The sequence below is a fragment of the Limnobacter parvus genome (genome assembly GCF_024623725.1).
GTDB classification, from domain to species: Bacteria; Pseudomonadota; Gammaproteobacteria; order Burkholderiales; family Burkholderiaceae_B; genus Limnobacter; species Limnobacter parvus.
In genome coordinates this window covers 257,205-272,818 of sequence record NZ_JANKHG010000001.1, presented here as the reverse complement: position 1 = coordinate 272,818, position 15,614 = coordinate 257,205, and the positions used below count along the sequence as shown (strand labels likewise).

Sequence of the window (15,614 nt, the reverse complement as noted above, 5' to 3'; positions counted from 1 at the left end):
AACAAATTCGAAACAAAAAAATGGCACTAAAAAAAGTAAATTTAAATGATGTGACCTTTCTCATTCGCACTCGCAGGCGGGAACTGGGTCTCACTCAAAAGCAATTGGGCGAGAAACTCGGCATCGACCAACGTACAGTGTCTTCCCTGGAAAAAAACCCAGGTTCAATCAGCGTAAACCGTTTGTTCGCGGTGCTTGATGCCTTGCAGGTTGGTTTGTATTCGTCGACCGACCCGCGTGACGAAGGCAGCTTGGCGCGGCTTACCGTAGACCAGCTATTCCGGAATGCAAAGATAGTTTAGAAATGGTTTAAACGCTCACCCCATCACTCGGGAGTAATCACCCGAACTGATTCGATTCGCTGAAATCCACGCGGGCAAGTAACTTTCCACGGTTATTCGTCCGCAAAGTGTCCATGGATTTCGCTCAAATTCCCGTATTCGGTCAATCCGTAAAGCCCGGCTTGGGGCTGCGTTTTCGCGGCAACTACTGGGCTTTTTTCGACAAGCGCACCGTGCTTTCGCCTTGGTTGGCCTTGCACCGAGAATCCATTAACGACACAGAACTGGACGAGTTGTTGCTGCACGGTTTTCCGCGCACACGCACTGGCGACTCCGTGGATTGTAAAGTACTGACGTATTTCGGCCTGCTTCATGGCGACTTGTATGAACCCGGCTGGCTGGTTGGGCGCACCGAGCGCCAACGCACGGCAGCATTCACGGGCGACCTGCTGGTTGTAAAAATTCCGCTTTCAGGCAATCCGCAGAAAGACCTGCTTGACCCCCAAAGTATTTACTGGGCCAGCGAAAGTAGTTTGGTGCAGCACCCCGCAGGTAGCCCTGAACATGAACGAGGTCAGGCCCTGGTTGAAATGGCCACCATTTTGCTGGCCCGCTGGCGCGAACACGATGCACAAAATCTGGAATTCAAGGTAAAAAACCGAATTCATGAACTGTGGGCAGAAGGCAAAGCGATTGGTGCGGGTGCAGGTGCTGCAGCCATGGGTTTTATCCAGGGTCTATGGAGCCTGATCACCGTTACGGTTGAATTCACAGTTGGCGCAGTGAAGGCCACCTGCCATGGCATGGACACAATTATCAATTCCAACTTTGCGCAAATTCGGCAAATGCTGATTGGTGCGGGCATGGCGGCGTACAACACCGCGCAAGAAATGTTGGCGGCGATGAAGGAAGGTTTGCGCTTGTTTAACCTGATCGGATCCGACCGTTTGCTGCGCACTGGACTGTTCGAATTTCTCGATGGCTATTCTGAAAGCACACCGCATCTAAGGCGCTTGCGCAATGCAGCCACGGTGGTGGTGGCCATTGGTATTGAAGTGTTGTTGGCCATCGCCACCTTGGGTGGTTCAGTGGCCGTGGCTGCAGCGCGTGTGGGTGCGCGAACGGCAAAAGCAGCAAGTCATGTGGGCCCATTCACCATGGCGGCACTGCGTCATTTGGCGCGTTATGCCTCGGCCGTGGAAAAAGCACAGGCGCCAAAAATGCGCTTGGTTGAAAATGCACCTGCATCCGGTTCGAAAGGCCCACAGTCAAAAACGCAGCCGCGCAATGCCGCCAGTTCAGGCAATTCAGCCAGCAGCACCAAGCCAACCGATTCAAATTCCCAGGGCGCAAATACGCTAAAGGTAAGCGACACAAAAACTGCGGGCGAACCCATCAGCATGATCAACGGTGAGGAGTTGTTGCAGCTTGTGGACTGTTCCATGCCCGGCTTGGTGGGGTTGAGCTGGCAACGCACCTACCGCAGCAGTTTGGCTGAACAAGGCTTTAATGCAGGCGTGGGTGCGGGCTGGGTACACCCCTTAAGCCAGCACATTCAAGTGCAGGCAGGCAGCCTGAATTACATTGACGACGAAGGCCGCACCGTTTATTTCAAACCATTGAAAGTGGGCCAGCGCTGCACCAACACCAGTGAGTTTTTAACGCTGGTGCGCACCAGTGAAAGTACTTATCGATTGCAAAGCAGCAATGGTTTGGGCCTGGCTTGGCACTTTGAAAGTATCGAGGGCAAAGAAGGCATTTGCGCATTGGTGCGCATTGAAGATGCATTTGGCAACGCACTGCGTGTGGGCTACACCAAGGGCTTGCCCACCCACTTGCACACCAGCCAAAGCACCTGGGTGTTGGCCTACAACGAACAAGGATTGATTGCGCAAGTGGTCCAACTTGCGCAGGGCGTTTCACCCGCTGATGAAACTGACCCCATGGTGTTAAATCAGTTGGCGTTGGTGCAATACCGCTACAACGAATTGGGTCAACTTGTTGGCGCAAGCGACGCGGCTGGGTTCGAAGAAAAATACGCCTACAACGCACGCAATGTGCTGGTTCAGCGCACGCTGAAAAGTGGCTACAACATTAATTTTGAATGGGAAAGTGCGGAAGAGAACTCCCGTTGCGTTCGCCAGTGGGGCGACCCCATTGATGGCAAACCCACCTACCACTATCGGTTTGAGTGGAATGTGAATGGCAACCCAAACAGCAGTGCATCAATCGACAGCCGCGGTGCCCGTACTGAATACCAGTTCAATGCGCAGGGCTTGCCTGTGCTTGAAAGGGGCCCTGAAGGTGTTACCACACGTACCCTTTACAACAGCAACGGGCAGCTGCTGGAACAAACTGATGCATTGGGCCACCGTGAACAGTTTCAGTACAACAGTCAAGGCCACTTGGTGGGCTACATTAACAAGCTGGGGCAGGCACACCAGTTTGAAGTGAACCGGCAGGGGCAAGTACTGAAGCACACCGATGCCGCCGGCAATGTGCGCACCAACACGTACACCGCAGAAGGTTTGTTAGCGACCCACACCGATGCCACAGGCGCCACCACGCGTTACCGTTACAACCCTTTGGGTTTGCTGTGCGAAAGCATCAACCCACTGGGCCAAAGCACGCGAATTTTGTACAACGCGCAGGGCCAGGTACAAGCGCAAACCAATGCACTTGGGCAAAGCAGCACTTATCAGTTTGATACATGGGGCAGGCTGGCCAGCATTGGCAACCCGCTGGGCCGCAGTGCTTCTTACGCCTACGACCTAATGGGCCGCTGCACCCGCGCTAGCAACCACGAAGGTTTGAGCACTGAATACAGCTACACCCCGCTGGGCCAGCTTGAAAGCATCACCGACCCCACTGGCCGCAGCACGGTGTATGAATACGCCGACCGCCTAAGCCAACCCACCGCGCGCATCGACCCCATGGGTTTGCGCCTGCGCTACCGCTACGACAGCGAACGCAACCTGATTGAACTGCAAAACGAAAACGGCCAAAGCTGCCACTTTGAATACGACTTGGCTGAACGCTTGGTGAAAGAAAGCGGCTTTGATGGCCGCGTGCAAACTTACCAGTACAACGCGGTTGGACACCTTGTTGAAAAACAGGAATGGGGGGTGCTTCATGGCAACGGGGGCGGCAATGGCGGTGAGGCGATCTACCTCGATCAAATTCCTGATCAACCATTGGCTGATACTCGCTACAAACGCGACGCACTGGGCCGTTTGCTGAAAGCCACGCACAGCGATGGCGAAGAAGCTGCCTACAGCTATAACCTGCAAGGCCAACTGGTGCAAGCCAGCAATGCGCACCGCACCTTGCAATGGGAAGTAGACGCGGAAGGACGCGTGCTGGCTGAACTGCAAGACCAACATCGAATTGAACACCAATACAACCCAGCGGGCTGGTTAAAGCAAACTGCTTGGGGTGCAATGGGTGGCGGCCTGAATGGCGGGTTGCCTGCGGGCGCTTTGGCCTACCAATACAACGCACTGGGCTTGATCAGCGAAATCAATTTCAATGGCGAATTGTTGGCACAGTTTGAACGCGACACCCTGGGCCGGGAAGTGGTGCGCAAACTAAGCAACCAGGTTAACACCCAAAGCCTGTACGACCCACAAGGCAGGTTGGTGGGGCAAGTTAACCGCCGCGAGAAATCAAGCGAACTTGCACCCACAGTTTCAAGAAGGCGCTACTGCTACAACCAGCGCAACCAACTGGTTCGAATCGACGACCAGGGCCACGGCACCAGCCTGTACCACTACGACGTGCTGGACAGGTTGCGCACTGTTGAAGGTCCCACACCTGAAGCGTTTTTGTTCGACCCAGCCAGTAACCTGCTTGAAGCGCTTGAAGGACAAGAAGCCACAGATGCACAAGCAAGCCGTGCCCTGCCAGAACCCACCAGCCCCAACGCACGCAGGCCCCAACAAACCCCGGGCAACAGGCTAAAGCGCCAAGGCAACCGCCGGTTTAATTACGACGCACGCGGCAACCGCATTGAAGAAATTATTGAGCGAGGCCCACGCCAGGGGCAAGTAACGCGCTACAGGTACAACGCCCAAAACCAGCTTGTTGAAGTGAATGTGGGTGGTGTTGTAACCCGCTACACCTACGACGCACTGGGCAGGCGAATTTCGAAAAATAGCGAGCGTGGCAACACCACTTTTTACTGGAACGGCGACGTATTGCTGGGCGAGGTTAGCAATCAGCTGAACATCAATTCAGATTGCCCCAGCCGCACTTACCTGTTCGAACCCTTCAGCTTCAAACCACTGGCACTGGTTCAAAACGATGAGGTGTTTCACTACCACACCGACCACATTGGCACACCGCGAGAAATCACCAATAGCAGCGCGGAAGTAGTGTGGTCAAGCACCTTCAAAACCTACGGTGCACTTGCCCTGGCCCATGTGAACGAAGTGGAAAACCCTCTGCGCTTTCAAGGCCAATATTACGACAGCGAAACAGGGCTACACTACAACAGGCACCGATACTACGACCCCAACTGCGGACAGTTCACCACGCAAGACCCGATCGGCCTGCTGGGTGGAATGAATGCGTACCAGTACGCACCCAACCCCATGATGTGGGTGGATCCCTGGGGGTTGAGTTGTAAGGACAGTGCTTTCGATCGAGTGGCTAATGCCAGAGTAAGACAATCGCAAATGTTGAAAGACAATGTCGCTTACAACATCAGCCCAGTGGAGTGGGATCAGTATCCCACTATCGGCAGAAATGGTAGCTTTGTAACTGATCGTCAAGGAATATCTGACGTAATTGGCGAATTTAATGATCTTTCGGAAATTTCACAAAGTCAGGCAAGACAGTTGGAAAGTGCCTTTGGTTTAGAACCTAAATCACTCGATGGGGACTTCAAAATTCGAGAAGTAACTAACATTCAGGCTATGGCGCCAAGAAGTCCGCTGGAAGGAAATAGATTTTTTGAGGGGCCTGGAATGCATCTACCAGGGGGTGCGCCAGAGCTTGTCATAGATTCCATACCTACTATTGATGTTCCTCACGTAAAAACGATTACTCAAATCAAGATTGGGCCATGATTGAAATTTCAGGTTATGTTGTTGAAGCGAACTCCTCATTTTTGAGGGTTATTGCGTTGTCTCAAGTAGGCGCGAGTTGCTTGAAACAACTCGGATTTTCAGAAGAGAGTCCTTTAAGTTTTACTTTGTCGGTTAATAGTCCGAATGACCGCGTGAGGTTATTTCAAGAGCTTAGGGCCAATGATTTTGCATTCTCCGCTGGCCGTGAATGGTCGCCATCAGAATTATTTGAATTTTTTCGAGACCAAGGGTTGCTTTCAGGCGATTACATAAGAGTCGCATGGATTGATGGCACAAGTACCACCTTGACTTTGTCTTAATATGTAGTGGTTTCAATCTGATCTAACAGTCTTCATTTTTCCAGAAGGCGCTACTGCTACAACCAGCGCAACCAATTGGTTCGAATTGACGACCAAGGCCACGGCACCAGCCTGTACCACTACGATGTGCTGGACAGGTTGCGAACTGTTGAAGGCCCCACACCTGAAGCGTTTTTGTTCGACCCAGCCAGCAACCTGCTTGAAGCGCTTTAAGGGCAAGAAGCCACCGACGCACAAGCATGCAAAGCCCTGCCCGAACCTACCAGCCCCAACGCACGCAGGCCCCAACAAACCCCGGGCAACAGGCTAAAGCGCCAAGGCAACCGCCGGTTTAATTACGACGCACGCGGCAACCGCACTTACCTGTTCGAACCCTTCAGCTTCAAACCACTGGCACTGGTGCAACATGGTGAAGTGTTTCACTACCACACCGACCACATCGGCACACCGCGAGAAATCACCAACGCCCGCGCCGAAGTGGTGTGGTCAAGCACCTTCAAAACCTACGGTGCACTGGCCCTTGCGCATGTGAACGAAGTGGAAAACCCGCTGCGCTTTCAGGGCCAATATTACGACAGCGAAACAGGGCTACACTACAACCGGCACCGGTACTACGACCCCAACTGCGGCCAGTTCACCACGCAAGACCCGATCGGCCTGCTGGGTGGAATGAACGCATATCAGTACGCACCAAACCCGATGACGTGGGTGGATCCGTGGGGGTTAAGTAGCAAAGAGGAATGTCGAGTCAACTTATGGAATGATTTCCAAAAACATCATAAAGGGCAGTTCCCAAATTCGTCACAATCCGCTGCTGCATATCAGGGCTTGAAAGTCGATCAATCCCCATGGCCCATAAATGGAGCGCCTTCCGATGCTGTGATTTTGCCTGGCACGAAGGTAAATATGGCAATGTCTCCTGGTCAACCAAACAACAGACCTGGTGGCTTTGCAACACTTGATGACATTCCGGATGTTGAGTACGTGCGTAATCAATTAGCGGTGAAGGCGGATTGGAAGCCCCAAATCGACAGGGTCGTTCAGTATGAGGTTACCCAACCCATACCGGTGAAAATTGGACCGGTTGGGCCGCAAATAGACTCAACTGCAAGAGCATATCTTCCTGGGGGTGGCAATCAAATTCAATTCGATGTACCCCCTGCAGATAGAATGAAGTACCTGAACGTTATTTCGGAAACTGGAGTCAAATGATGACGATTCTTAACGCTAAGTTGGTCAAAAATAAATTAACTTGGCAATCTAATTCAATCACCTGTCAAGTTGATGTTGAAGGTATCGATCAGTTTTTGGTTGATGAAAGTAAAGATCTGGTTTTCGTTTTGACCGGTGTCGGATCGAAAGAGTTAGCCTCCACATCATTATTTATTTATGATCAATCAGGTCAACAGCTTAAAATCAATACCAATTTACCCGGTCATCTTTATTCTCATTTGGTTAAAAATCCGCGATTCGGTGTAACGGTGGTTGCACAATTTCAAGAGACTTATCAAGGACGGTACGATTGGCAACTTGGCCTTGCTGAAGATGGACAGTTATTGATAGCAGTGTGCCCAGCCATGTAACGTAAAATGATGACGTGTTGTTGGATGACGTGATGTTAGGTTTGGGTAGGAGAATAATCACTCAGTCGCACTTATTTTTTATAACTCTTCAGCTTCAAGGAATGAGTTTGGTGCGAAGGACCCTAAAGGTACTTGTTTACTATGAGGGGCCTGCCGCGCCACAAACCGGAACAATAGGTATGCGACCTCAGGTGATGGGTGGGGGAAGCCAAATTTACATTCCAAAAGTTGACGCAGGGTTGATAAAGCCAGATGTCCCATAAAGATTTCTTGCTTTTAAAGCAGTGGTTAGCAGATGTTGGATGCATGGTGTTTTATTTAGAACATCCGTTCCTTGGTAGACCTGGTGATAACCAATTTGAATTTTTGGGTGCAACATCGCAAGGAAATATTGGAGTATTTAATTTCTCTAATAATTTACAAATCGAAATATTTAACCCCGGCGAGCTTAATTTTTTACAGTCTTACATCGAGCTTCAATCGATCGAAAATCTCCGAGTAAATTGGTGTGGAAATATCGTCGAGTTGCATGACATGTCACTTTGCATAGACCAATAAAAATGCTTAGGCCGCGTCCGATTTGTTGCAAGCGTCAAGTCTGTCTTTGTCTGCAATCGCGTTTTCTTTTTCAAAGTTTTCGGTGTGCATAAATAGCTCTAAATTTTCAGCCAACAGTAGATCTTGTTCCCGGTCACTCATAAAATCGACCGTCACTTTTCCGCTGTCGAACCAACTGCTCCAAGTATTTACGTGTTTTTCTGTCATCTCTGAACCAGCATAAAACTAAATAAGCTCAAAGTTAGCGGCGCTCCTACACCCCGTCAACTCCATATCTCGCCCACCCGTTATTACCTCCAATCACAAACCCTTCGAGGTAGTACCCATGAAGTTGTTGCAGGCAGCCACCACAATCACATTCGCTTTCGCATTCATGTTGCCAACGTATGCCACAGGCGGCGGCGACTACGGCTATTGGGAGCGCAGCAAGCAGGAATATTGGGATGGGCCGTGCCTCGTCAAAATTGAATCCAAGCCCTTTGAGTACAAGAAAGAAGTGAAATGCGAAGACGGGTTTTCGCCCGTGGCTGATGCACCTTGGAAAGAGGAATACCAGGACGGCGATTGCAATGTAAAACGTGAAGCGAAGTACGACGAATTCAAAGAAGAAATCAAGTGCCGCTAGCGTTTACCAATACTATTCCACCGAAAAGCTCGACCCACAGCCACAGGTGCTTGTTGCCTGCGGGTTGTTGAACACAAACCGTGAAGCCAGTGTGTGGGCTTCGTAGTCGATGGTGGTGCCTTCCAGGTAAGGGGCGCTCACCTGGTCTACATAAATGTGAATGTAGGGGTTGATTTGAACCAGTATGTCGTCCTCGTCGGTTTCCTTCGCAAGGTCGATTTTGTATTCAAAACCGGAACAGCCACCCCCTTGTACATACAGGCGAATCATCGCCGGTTTGTGCATGTTGTCGCGCAGGTCAAGAATACGTTCTTGCGCGGCATCGGTCAGGGAAATGTTGCAGGTGGGGGTGGCGTCTACAGTGCTCATGTCAAATCAGGTCGGTTTCAGCTTTCTCGGTTTCACAACTGGAAATCTTCCAGCTGCCATCCGGTCGCTTTTGCAGCACGTAGTATACGTTCCACAGGGTTTTCTGGCGGTCTATCATCTGCACCGCGTGCAGCGCATTTGCGCCATCTGTCTGGAATTTCACAAATCGCACGGTCACTGGCATTAGCACCACATCGTAACCCTTGCGTACCATTTGCATGAAGGTTTCGGCATCGCCAAACATGGTTTGAATGTTGGGGGTGGCGTAGGAAAAGGCTTTTGCGCTGTCGCCCTGTTTGAAAGCTTCAAGCTGGGCTTCAATCACTGCCCGGGATTCCTGCTTGTCGATGGCCTCGTTGGCTTGTGCCATGCTGGTGGTGAATGCTGCAGCAAGGCCTGCTGCGAAAATTACAAGCCACAACTTCCAGATTCGTTGCTGAATGCTGTGTTCTTTTTGAGTTCGGGGGTCTTTTTTGATCGGGGAGGGAGGGCGAGAATTGCTGTCACTGGGCATTTGCGTACTACCTATGCAAAACGAGATTTTTTAGTTTGCATCGAAATCGGTGTTTTTGCAACCCACCAAATTCAAGGGGCCGCCTTCCGAAAAAGGCAGCCCGTGGTTAACTTGGCTTTATAAGAACTTAGTTAATGATAACAACGGCTTAAGTGCCGATAATGCCACCATCTGTGCGGCGAACAACCACAGTGCCCGAGCGTGGGCGGCTAGCACTTGCACCATCGGGCCAGCTTGAAAACGCGGTTGGGTCCGCAATCAATTCAGCTTCGGTGTACTTCACACCTGTTGCCGGGTTGATCGAATTGGGGTGGCCTGCACCACTGCCAACTTCGCCGGGGTGCTGAATGTCTACAAACATGGTGCGCATGTCTGGCGTCCAGGTTACGCCAGTTACCTCGCAGCCGTCTGGGCCAACGAAGAAGCGCTGAACCGTGCCTGCCTCCAGATCGGCAACCAGCATTTGGTTGTTGCCGTGGCCAGCAAATGGAGCCACATTGTTGAAGTTGCCGTCGGTCTGCACCCACAGGCGGCCTAGGCGGTCAAATTGCAAACCATCGGGGCTGTTGAACAGTTCTTGCGTACCGTCACCGGCCAGCAGGAAAATGTTCCAGTCAAAGGTAGTGCCTGTAGCGTCTTCATTCATTTCGTTAATTCGAATGATGTGGCCGTAAATGTTGTTCGCGCGTGGGTTGGCTTCGTCAACTTGCGCCAAAGTGCGGTTGCTGTTGTTGGTCAATGTCACAAACACTTCACCTGGCTTCAAAGGGTTGGCGGCAACCCATTCTGGCCGGTCCATGGGTGTAGCGCCCACTGCACTTGCAGCCTGGCGGGTACGTATCAGCAAGTCACCCTGGTTCAGGAAACCGTCGCCAACAGTCAGGTTGGGGTTGCCGAAGACCAATGGAATCCAAACTCCAACACCAACACCATCTCCGGCATTGCCATCGTCGTTGAACTGAGCAACATACAGAGTACCCGTGTCTAAAATATCGGCATTGGCGGCCATGTTGCTTTCGTCGTAAGCTGCGTCTGAAACAAATTTGTACACGTATTCAAAGCGCTCGTCACAGCCCATATACACCACCACTTTCTTAGTGGTGGGGTCAATCACCAGCTCTGCATTCTCATGCTTAAAGCGACCTAGGGCAGTGCGCTTCTTGGGCGTGCTCGCTGGGCGGAATGGATCAATTTCAACTACCCAGCCATGGCGGTTTGGTTCGTTAGGGTTTGCGTTCAAGTCAAAGCGTGGGTCGCTTTCGTGCCAGCGGTAGCCAAAGCCGTTTGCGTTCAAACCATAGCGAGCCTGCAAAGCGTCGGGTGTAAACGCACCGTTCGCGCCAAAGTAGCCGTTAAAGTTCTCTTCGCAGGTAATGTAGGTGCCCCATGGGGTTTGGCCCGCGCCACAGTTATTCAAAGTACCCAAAACACGGGTTCCTGTTGGGTCGGCTGCGGTTTGCAACAAGGCATTGCCACGGGCTGGGCCGGTGATGTCGATTTGTGTGTTGCCGTGAATGCGGCGGTTGAATGTGGAGTTGCGGTTCACATTCCATTTGCCATTGCTGTTGCGCATCACTTCGATGATTGATACGCCGTGGGCAGCCTGACCCTTGCGCGCGTCTTCTAAAGTAAATACCACGCCCGGGTCGCTCACCAACTTGTCATAGTAGTACTCTGGGTTCAAATACTCGTGGTTGATACAAAGTAAACCAACATCGCTACGCTCTGAGCCATCGGCATTCCTGAACGGGAAGAAGTTGATCGCGTCGTGGTTGTCGCCACTTTGTTGTTCGGCCACTGCTGAAGTTTCGCTTAAATCGCCCGCAAATTCTGGGGATCCTGCCACGCAGGGGTCGCCCCAGCGGTACAAAATTTCGGCTACGTAGCCGTGTGGTACCAGTACTTTGCTTCCTGAAGATGCAGCTAGTGCTGCGAAGGCGACCTCAGTATTGGCGGGTGCGGATGCTGCAACGGAACCATGTGCGGGCAATCCAAAAATGGACAGTGCTGCCAAACCTGCTCCGCTTTTCAATACATTGCGGCGGCCCCGGTTCACTTTAATCGCACGTTCAACAATGTCGGTCAGGCTCAATTCCTTGGCAGTGTTCACACCAATGTCTTCCGGCTCAAGTTTGCGTAGCATTTCTGTATTCTCTTTAACGAGGTTGTTTGCATAGACAAATACATTTAATCGCCTTTTCTATGCCACTTTTGTTACATGGGTGCATGTGCGCTCAATGTCATAAAAATTTCAAACAGAAAAGCCACAGAAGGAAGCTAAGTTAATAGTTTGTCAATGACACACCTCGACGAAATTCAATTTGAATCCATGCGATGTATACGTGGGTACAAAGATATACCACCGACCAAATGCGGAGTAGTAAAAGTGGCAGCAATCAAATCAATTTTCGTAGTTCTACTTTGGGCAATGCCTGCAGCGCTTTTGGCCCAAGCTGCCGCCACCCCTGCTGCCCCAACCCCCATGCGCTGGGTGGTCAACATCGACCCCGCCCAATCGTCAACCATGCTTCAACAGGTTCAAACTGCGCTGGGCGTGCCCGTGAATATGGTGCGCCCTTTGCTGCAACCCAACAGCTACCTGGTTGAAATGCAAAGCCTGCCCGTGCTGGGTAGTTTGCAAACTCCACAAGCCATTTTCGCAACATTGAATGCCATGCCCGGCGTGCGTTTTGCTAGTCCGGATTTGCCGCTAAAGCGCGCAGCAGTGCCCGCGCCCAGCGATGGCGCATATGGTGCCAACCAAGCCAGCTACATGCACCAAGGTGCATATGCGTCGCTTCGCATGCAAGACGTTTGGGAACAAACCCGCGGCAGCAGCAGCGTGGTCATTGCCGTGCTTGATTCAGGGGTGTTGTTTGAAAATACGGAATTAAAGGGACGGCTGCTACCAGGTTATGATTTTGTAAGTCAGGTCACGCCACCCACTGGCATTCGTGAAAGCGGCTCAGTGCTCGATTCAGGTTCAAACGACGGAAACGGACGCGACCCTGATCCGTCTGATCCCGGTGATGCACCGCCCCCTGGCTTCACCTGCCCCGATGGCTCAACCACCAGTTCATGGCACGGCACCACGGTCGCTTCGGTGGCTGCTGCGCAATCCAACAATGGCCAGTTTTTGGCAGGCATGGACTGGAATGCAAAAATACTTCCAGTGCGGGTTTCCGGGCGATGTGGCATTGCCACCAGTTCCGATATTGTGGACGCCTTTTACTGGGCCAGCGGTTCAGGCCGTGTCGACCCAGTCATCGGTGTGAACCCCAACCCGGCCGATGTCATCAATCTAAGTTTTGCAACTGACACCCCTTTGTTCGGTGGTGGTTGTTCAGCCAATGACATGGTGGCTTTGGCGATTGCAGACGCACGCGCACGCAATGTGTCAGTTGTGGTGTCCGCAGGCAACAATTCGGGTGGGGCTGTGCAATACCCGGCCAACTGCGCGGGCACAATTGCCGCAGGGGCGGCAGAGCAGGACGGTCAACTGGCCACCTACACAGCCAAGGGTTCGGGCACCGGTTTTTTAACCTTGCATGCGCCAGGCAATGCAAATGGTTTTTATGCTGGTGCCAGTAACACGGGTACAACCACCCCCAATGCCAACGGAACCACTGCGCGTTTGTTTGCAGGCACCAGTTTTTCTGCACCCATGGTGGCCGGCATGGTTTCGCTTTTGAAGGCAGTGCGGCCTTCATTAACACCCAGTCAAATCGAGAGCCTGCTGCGCAACAATGCGCTGGCGTATCCGGCCAATGCTGATTTCAACAACGGCCTGTTTGGATTTTCCCGACGCGCTTGCACAGCTAGCGCCTGTGGGGCAGGTTTGCTGAACCCGCTCGACTCACTGGAAGCTGCTCGCACCTTGAGCAATCCCTTGCCCGTTGCAAACGTGCAGCAATCTGCCCTTGTGGGTAGCGATGGTCCTTTTGTGCTGAATGGCAGCTTGTCCACCAACAGCGCGGGCGGCAGCAACAATTTAAGTTTTAGTTGGCAACAGGTGTTTGGAAACCCGGTGGTGTTGGCTGGTGCTACCACCAGCGCCTTGCAAGTTCAATCAGGCATGGCAGGCAATATTGCGGAGTTTGAACTCACGGTGACTGACACAGCCACCAATCGCAGCAACACCAGCGTGCTTCGCCTGGCCAACGCCAGTGTGAATGAGCGCACGTTTGTGTCCAGCGGGGGCGCTGTGGGCACGGGTGGTGCAGGCGGTACGGGGGGTGTTGGGGGGTCTGGGGTACCAAGACCAACCACCACCGCACAAGGTGGCGGTGGTGGGGGCGGCGCATTGGGCCTATTTGGTTTGGTGGCTGCTTGGATGTTAATGGGTCTATATCGCAAGACCGACAAGTGCTACTACTGAAGGCTGTATCGTCTTGAATACAGGTGTCCGTCTTGGTCTGTGCTGTAAATCACATAGGAATCCTTATTCGCGGGCAACAACTCGCTGGGAATCTTGACCTTCCGCGTGTCGCGCACACAAACTTTCGGGGAGTTTTCCTCTATATCGGTGGATATACACACTTCGTTGAAGCTCGCAGGGGGAGATAATTCAATGTCCAGCCCGGTGGCAGTGTGTCCATCGCGACCATAGGTGTACAGTGCGCGCAAGCTTGCCTCATTCAGATTCGGAATATCCGAGGTTCTAAAGGCTCTCGACATCCGAACAAACGGAAATTCAATGAGTGTCGCAGAGTCGCTCGGGTGCACAAACAAGCTTATGGCACCATCACGTGAATCAGCGTCAATTGTAATTGGTTCTTCGAGATCCTTATGTCGACTGCAATTTGCATTGTTTAACGGATTTAAGACCAAGTTACCTACCCCAATGCATTCAGTACTGGCGGGTTTTATCAGGCTGATAAAAGTCTTTCGAAATCTTCCGGCTCGAAGTTGTGCTTCGCGTACGTTTTGATTTGCTAATGTGCCTTCCAGCTTAAAAGTCAAACCGATTCGAGGTATAAAGCCACTGTCTCTGCGAATTAGATCATCGAAAAGCAAATCATCTTCGGCTTGTTGTATCAGAAAAGGCTTAGCTGAATAGGGGCTGAACTGACCACCAGCCAGTTTTAGTGAACCTCCATCGGGTTCCGTCACTCGACGTTCTACGATCAAATCGTATTTTTTTGTCACTTTTAATTGAGCAATGTTGGGGTTACCCCAATCCATCTTATCTGTGGTGCCCGTAATAAGCAGCAAGCGTATCAAGCATCGTTGCTGGGTATCGTTGTCGTCTTGGTAGCAGTGTAATATTTCGAAGCGCTCCATTTCAATTTTTTTAACACCACCAAAACGAGCGAGGTCAGTGGCTGAGTTGCCATCAGGATCGACAAATTTGGGATGCAGCACCGCATCGAACTTTGCTGGATTGGTGGAGGCAACATTCAACGCGTCCACATAGTTCAATAAAAGGTTACGAAGATCGACTACGTCCACTGTGTGATCGACTGCCGTGGCTGGAAGGTTTATTATTTGAATTGGGTTTTTTTCAGCTCTAATGACTCCACGGCGTGTTCGGTCTGCCCGGCTTTCTAAATCGATGCCTAGACCATCAAATTCGATTAGTACCTGTGCCAGTACCGAATCTGCCCCCGTAAAGTCAGCGCGGTAGTTCTTGTCTTGTATAAAATCTATTTGACCAGGTGGCAGGTAGTTGACCAAGGCGCTGATCAACGCTTGGTGAAGTTCTGTTTGGCGAGGTTGCGTTGGGTTACTTCCCATTGCCAAGGTAATCGCATGACTGGCTTCGTTGATGTTGGCCACCATTTGCCCTTCAAAGGCAATACTGCTTAAGACAAGCCGATCAGCGGTGCGCTTGTTTGTAGCAGTAAGATACAGTGGGCGATCAAGGCCAGTTACGTTCAATTCGAAACTGCCGTCCGCTTGGGTTACCGTTGCTGCGCTTCTGCCGCCACCATTTTCAACAGCCACAATTTCAATGTCAGCCATTGGCCCCCCGTTTGAGGCTACCCCGTGCAACATTTCGAGGTCTTCTTTCTCACTGAACTTGCTACTATCGGCGCTCCCACCTCCACAGGCAGCGCTTAGGCCTGTCAGCAGGATCGCGGCGCAGACTTTTAGAATGATATTTTTCATTGTTATCTTCCAATTGAGCTAGTATTTGCGCCGCATGGTATCAGTGCTAAACGATGGGGTAGAACAATTGCGCTGGGGTTGCTCAGTTAGAGTCACTCTCATTGTGTAGCAATGAAAAAACCAAAATCTGGGATAGAATCCATATTCCCTTGGTCACACTCCAATCTAAAACTAGCCAAGAACC

General features: G+C 51.6%; 14 protein-coding genes. 9 read left to right on the top strand and 5 right to left on the bottom strand.

Features of this window, described 5'->3' with window-relative positions; genetic code table 11:
- The first annotated feature begins 20 nt into the window (after positions 1-20).
- The 7 genes from NSP04_RS01210 (at position 21) to NSP04_RS01180 (ending at position 7,811) form a co-directional block, all read left to right on the top strand.
- Positions 21-302, top strand: a complete 282-nt coding sequence (locus NSP04_RS01210; protein WP_257510511.1) for a helix-turn-helix domain-containing protein — start codon at positions 21-23, stop codon at positions 300-302.
- Positions 303-415: 113 nt separating this feature from the next.
- Positions 416-5,350 (top strand): RHS repeat-associated core domain-containing protein, encoded by a 4,935-nt coding sequence (locus NSP04_RS01205; protein WP_257510510.1) that lies wholly within the window; start codon positions 416-418, stop codon positions 5,348-5,350.
- Positions 5,347-5,670, top strand: coding sequence for a hypothetical protein (locus tag NSP04_RS01200; protein WP_257510509.1), 324 nt, complete (start codon positions 5,347-5,349; stop codon positions 5,668-5,670). The genes NSP04_RS01205 and NSP04_RS01200 overlap by 4 nt, the downstream gene beginning before the upstream one ends.
- 75 nt (positions 5,671-5,745) lie before the next feature.
- Positions 5,746-5,883, top strand: a complete 138-nt coding sequence (locus NSP04_RS01195) for a hypothetical protein (RefSeq protein WP_257510508.1) — start codon at positions 5,746-5,748, stop codon at positions 5,881-5,883.
- Between the two features lie 201 nt (positions 5,884-6,084).
- The gene (locus NSP04_RS14930) at positions 6,085-6,882 is read left to right on the top strand and encodes an RHS repeat domain-containing protein (RefSeq protein WP_371824982.1); all 798 of its coding nucleotides are present in this window, start codon (positions 6,085-6,087) and stop codon (positions 6,880-6,882) included.
- Complete coding sequence (locus NSP04_RS01185; protein ID WP_257510507.1) at positions 6,879-7,253, top strand: hypothetical protein; 375 nt, start codon at positions 6,879-6,881, stop codon at positions 7,251-7,253. The genes NSP04_RS14930 and NSP04_RS01185 overlap by 4 nt, the downstream gene beginning before the upstream one ends.
- A gap of 252 nt (positions 7,254-7,505) precedes the next feature.
- Positions 7,506-7,811, top strand: a complete 306-nt coding sequence (locus NSP04_RS01180; protein ID WP_257510506.1) for a hypothetical protein — start codon at positions 7,506-7,508, stop codon at positions 7,809-7,811.
- 6 nt (positions 7,812-7,817) lie between these two features.
- On the opposite strand, the gene NSP04_RS01175 is transcribed toward NSP04_RS01180, so the two are convergent.
- Positions 7,818-8,018, bottom strand: coding sequence for an AbrB/MazE/SpoVT family DNA-binding domain-containing protein (locus NSP04_RS01175; protein ID WP_257510505.1), 201 nt, complete (start codon positions 8,016-8,018; stop codon positions 7,818-7,820).
- Positions 8,019-8,136: 118 nt separating this feature from the next.
- Between NSP04_RS01175 and NSP04_RS01170 the strand changes: the two genes are divergently transcribed.
- On the top strand, positions 8,137-8,436 hold the full coding sequence (locus tag NSP04_RS01170) for a hypothetical protein (protein ID WP_257510504.1): 300 nt from the start codon (positions 8,137-8,139) through the stop codon (positions 8,434-8,436).
- A 12-nt stretch (positions 8,437-8,448) separates the two neighbouring features.
- Here NSP04_RS01170 and NSP04_RS01165 read toward each other — a convergent pair whose 3' ends face one another.
- The 3 genes from NSP04_RS01165 to NSP04_RS01155 all read right to left on the bottom strand — a co-directional run bounded on the left by NSP04_RS01165 (position 8,449) and on the right by NSP04_RS01155 (position 11,462).
- The gene (locus NSP04_RS01165; protein WP_257510503.1) at positions 8,449-8,805 is read right to left on the bottom strand and encodes a HesB/IscA family protein; all 357 of its coding nucleotides are present in this window, start codon (positions 8,803-8,805) and stop codon (positions 8,449-8,451) included.
- A 1-nt stretch (position 8,806) separates the two neighbouring features.
- The gene (locus tag NSP04_RS01160) at positions 8,807-9,319 is read right to left on the bottom strand and encodes a DUF4864 domain-containing protein (protein WP_257510502.1); all 513 of its coding nucleotides are present in this window, start codon (positions 9,317-9,319) and stop codon (positions 8,807-8,809) included.
- Between the two features lie 148 nt (positions 9,320-9,467).
- Positions 9,468-11,462: a PhoX family protein gene (locus NSP04_RS01155; protein ID WP_257510501.1), complete on the bottom strand. Its 1,995-nt coding sequence runs from the start codon at positions 11,460-11,462 to the stop codon at positions 9,468-9,470.
- Positions 11,463-11,705: 243 nt separating this feature from the next.
- Here NSP04_RS01155 and NSP04_RS01150 point away from each other — a divergent pair, with 243 nt between their 5' ends.
- A complete protein-coding gene (locus NSP04_RS01150) occupies positions 11,706-13,697 on the top strand; it encodes a S8 family peptidase (protein WP_257510500.1) in 1,992 nt (663 codons plus the stop codon).
- On the opposite strand, the gene NSP04_RS01145 is transcribed toward NSP04_RS01150, so the two are convergent.
- Positions 13,691-15,430, bottom strand: a complete 1,740-nt coding sequence (locus tag NSP04_RS01145) for a hypothetical protein (RefSeq protein ID WP_257510499.1) — start codon at positions 15,428-15,430, stop codon at positions 13,691-13,693. The two genes, NSP04_RS01150 and NSP04_RS01145, sit on opposite strands and share 7 nt — an antisense overlap.
- Between the last annotated feature and the right edge of the window lie 184 nt (positions 15,431-15,614).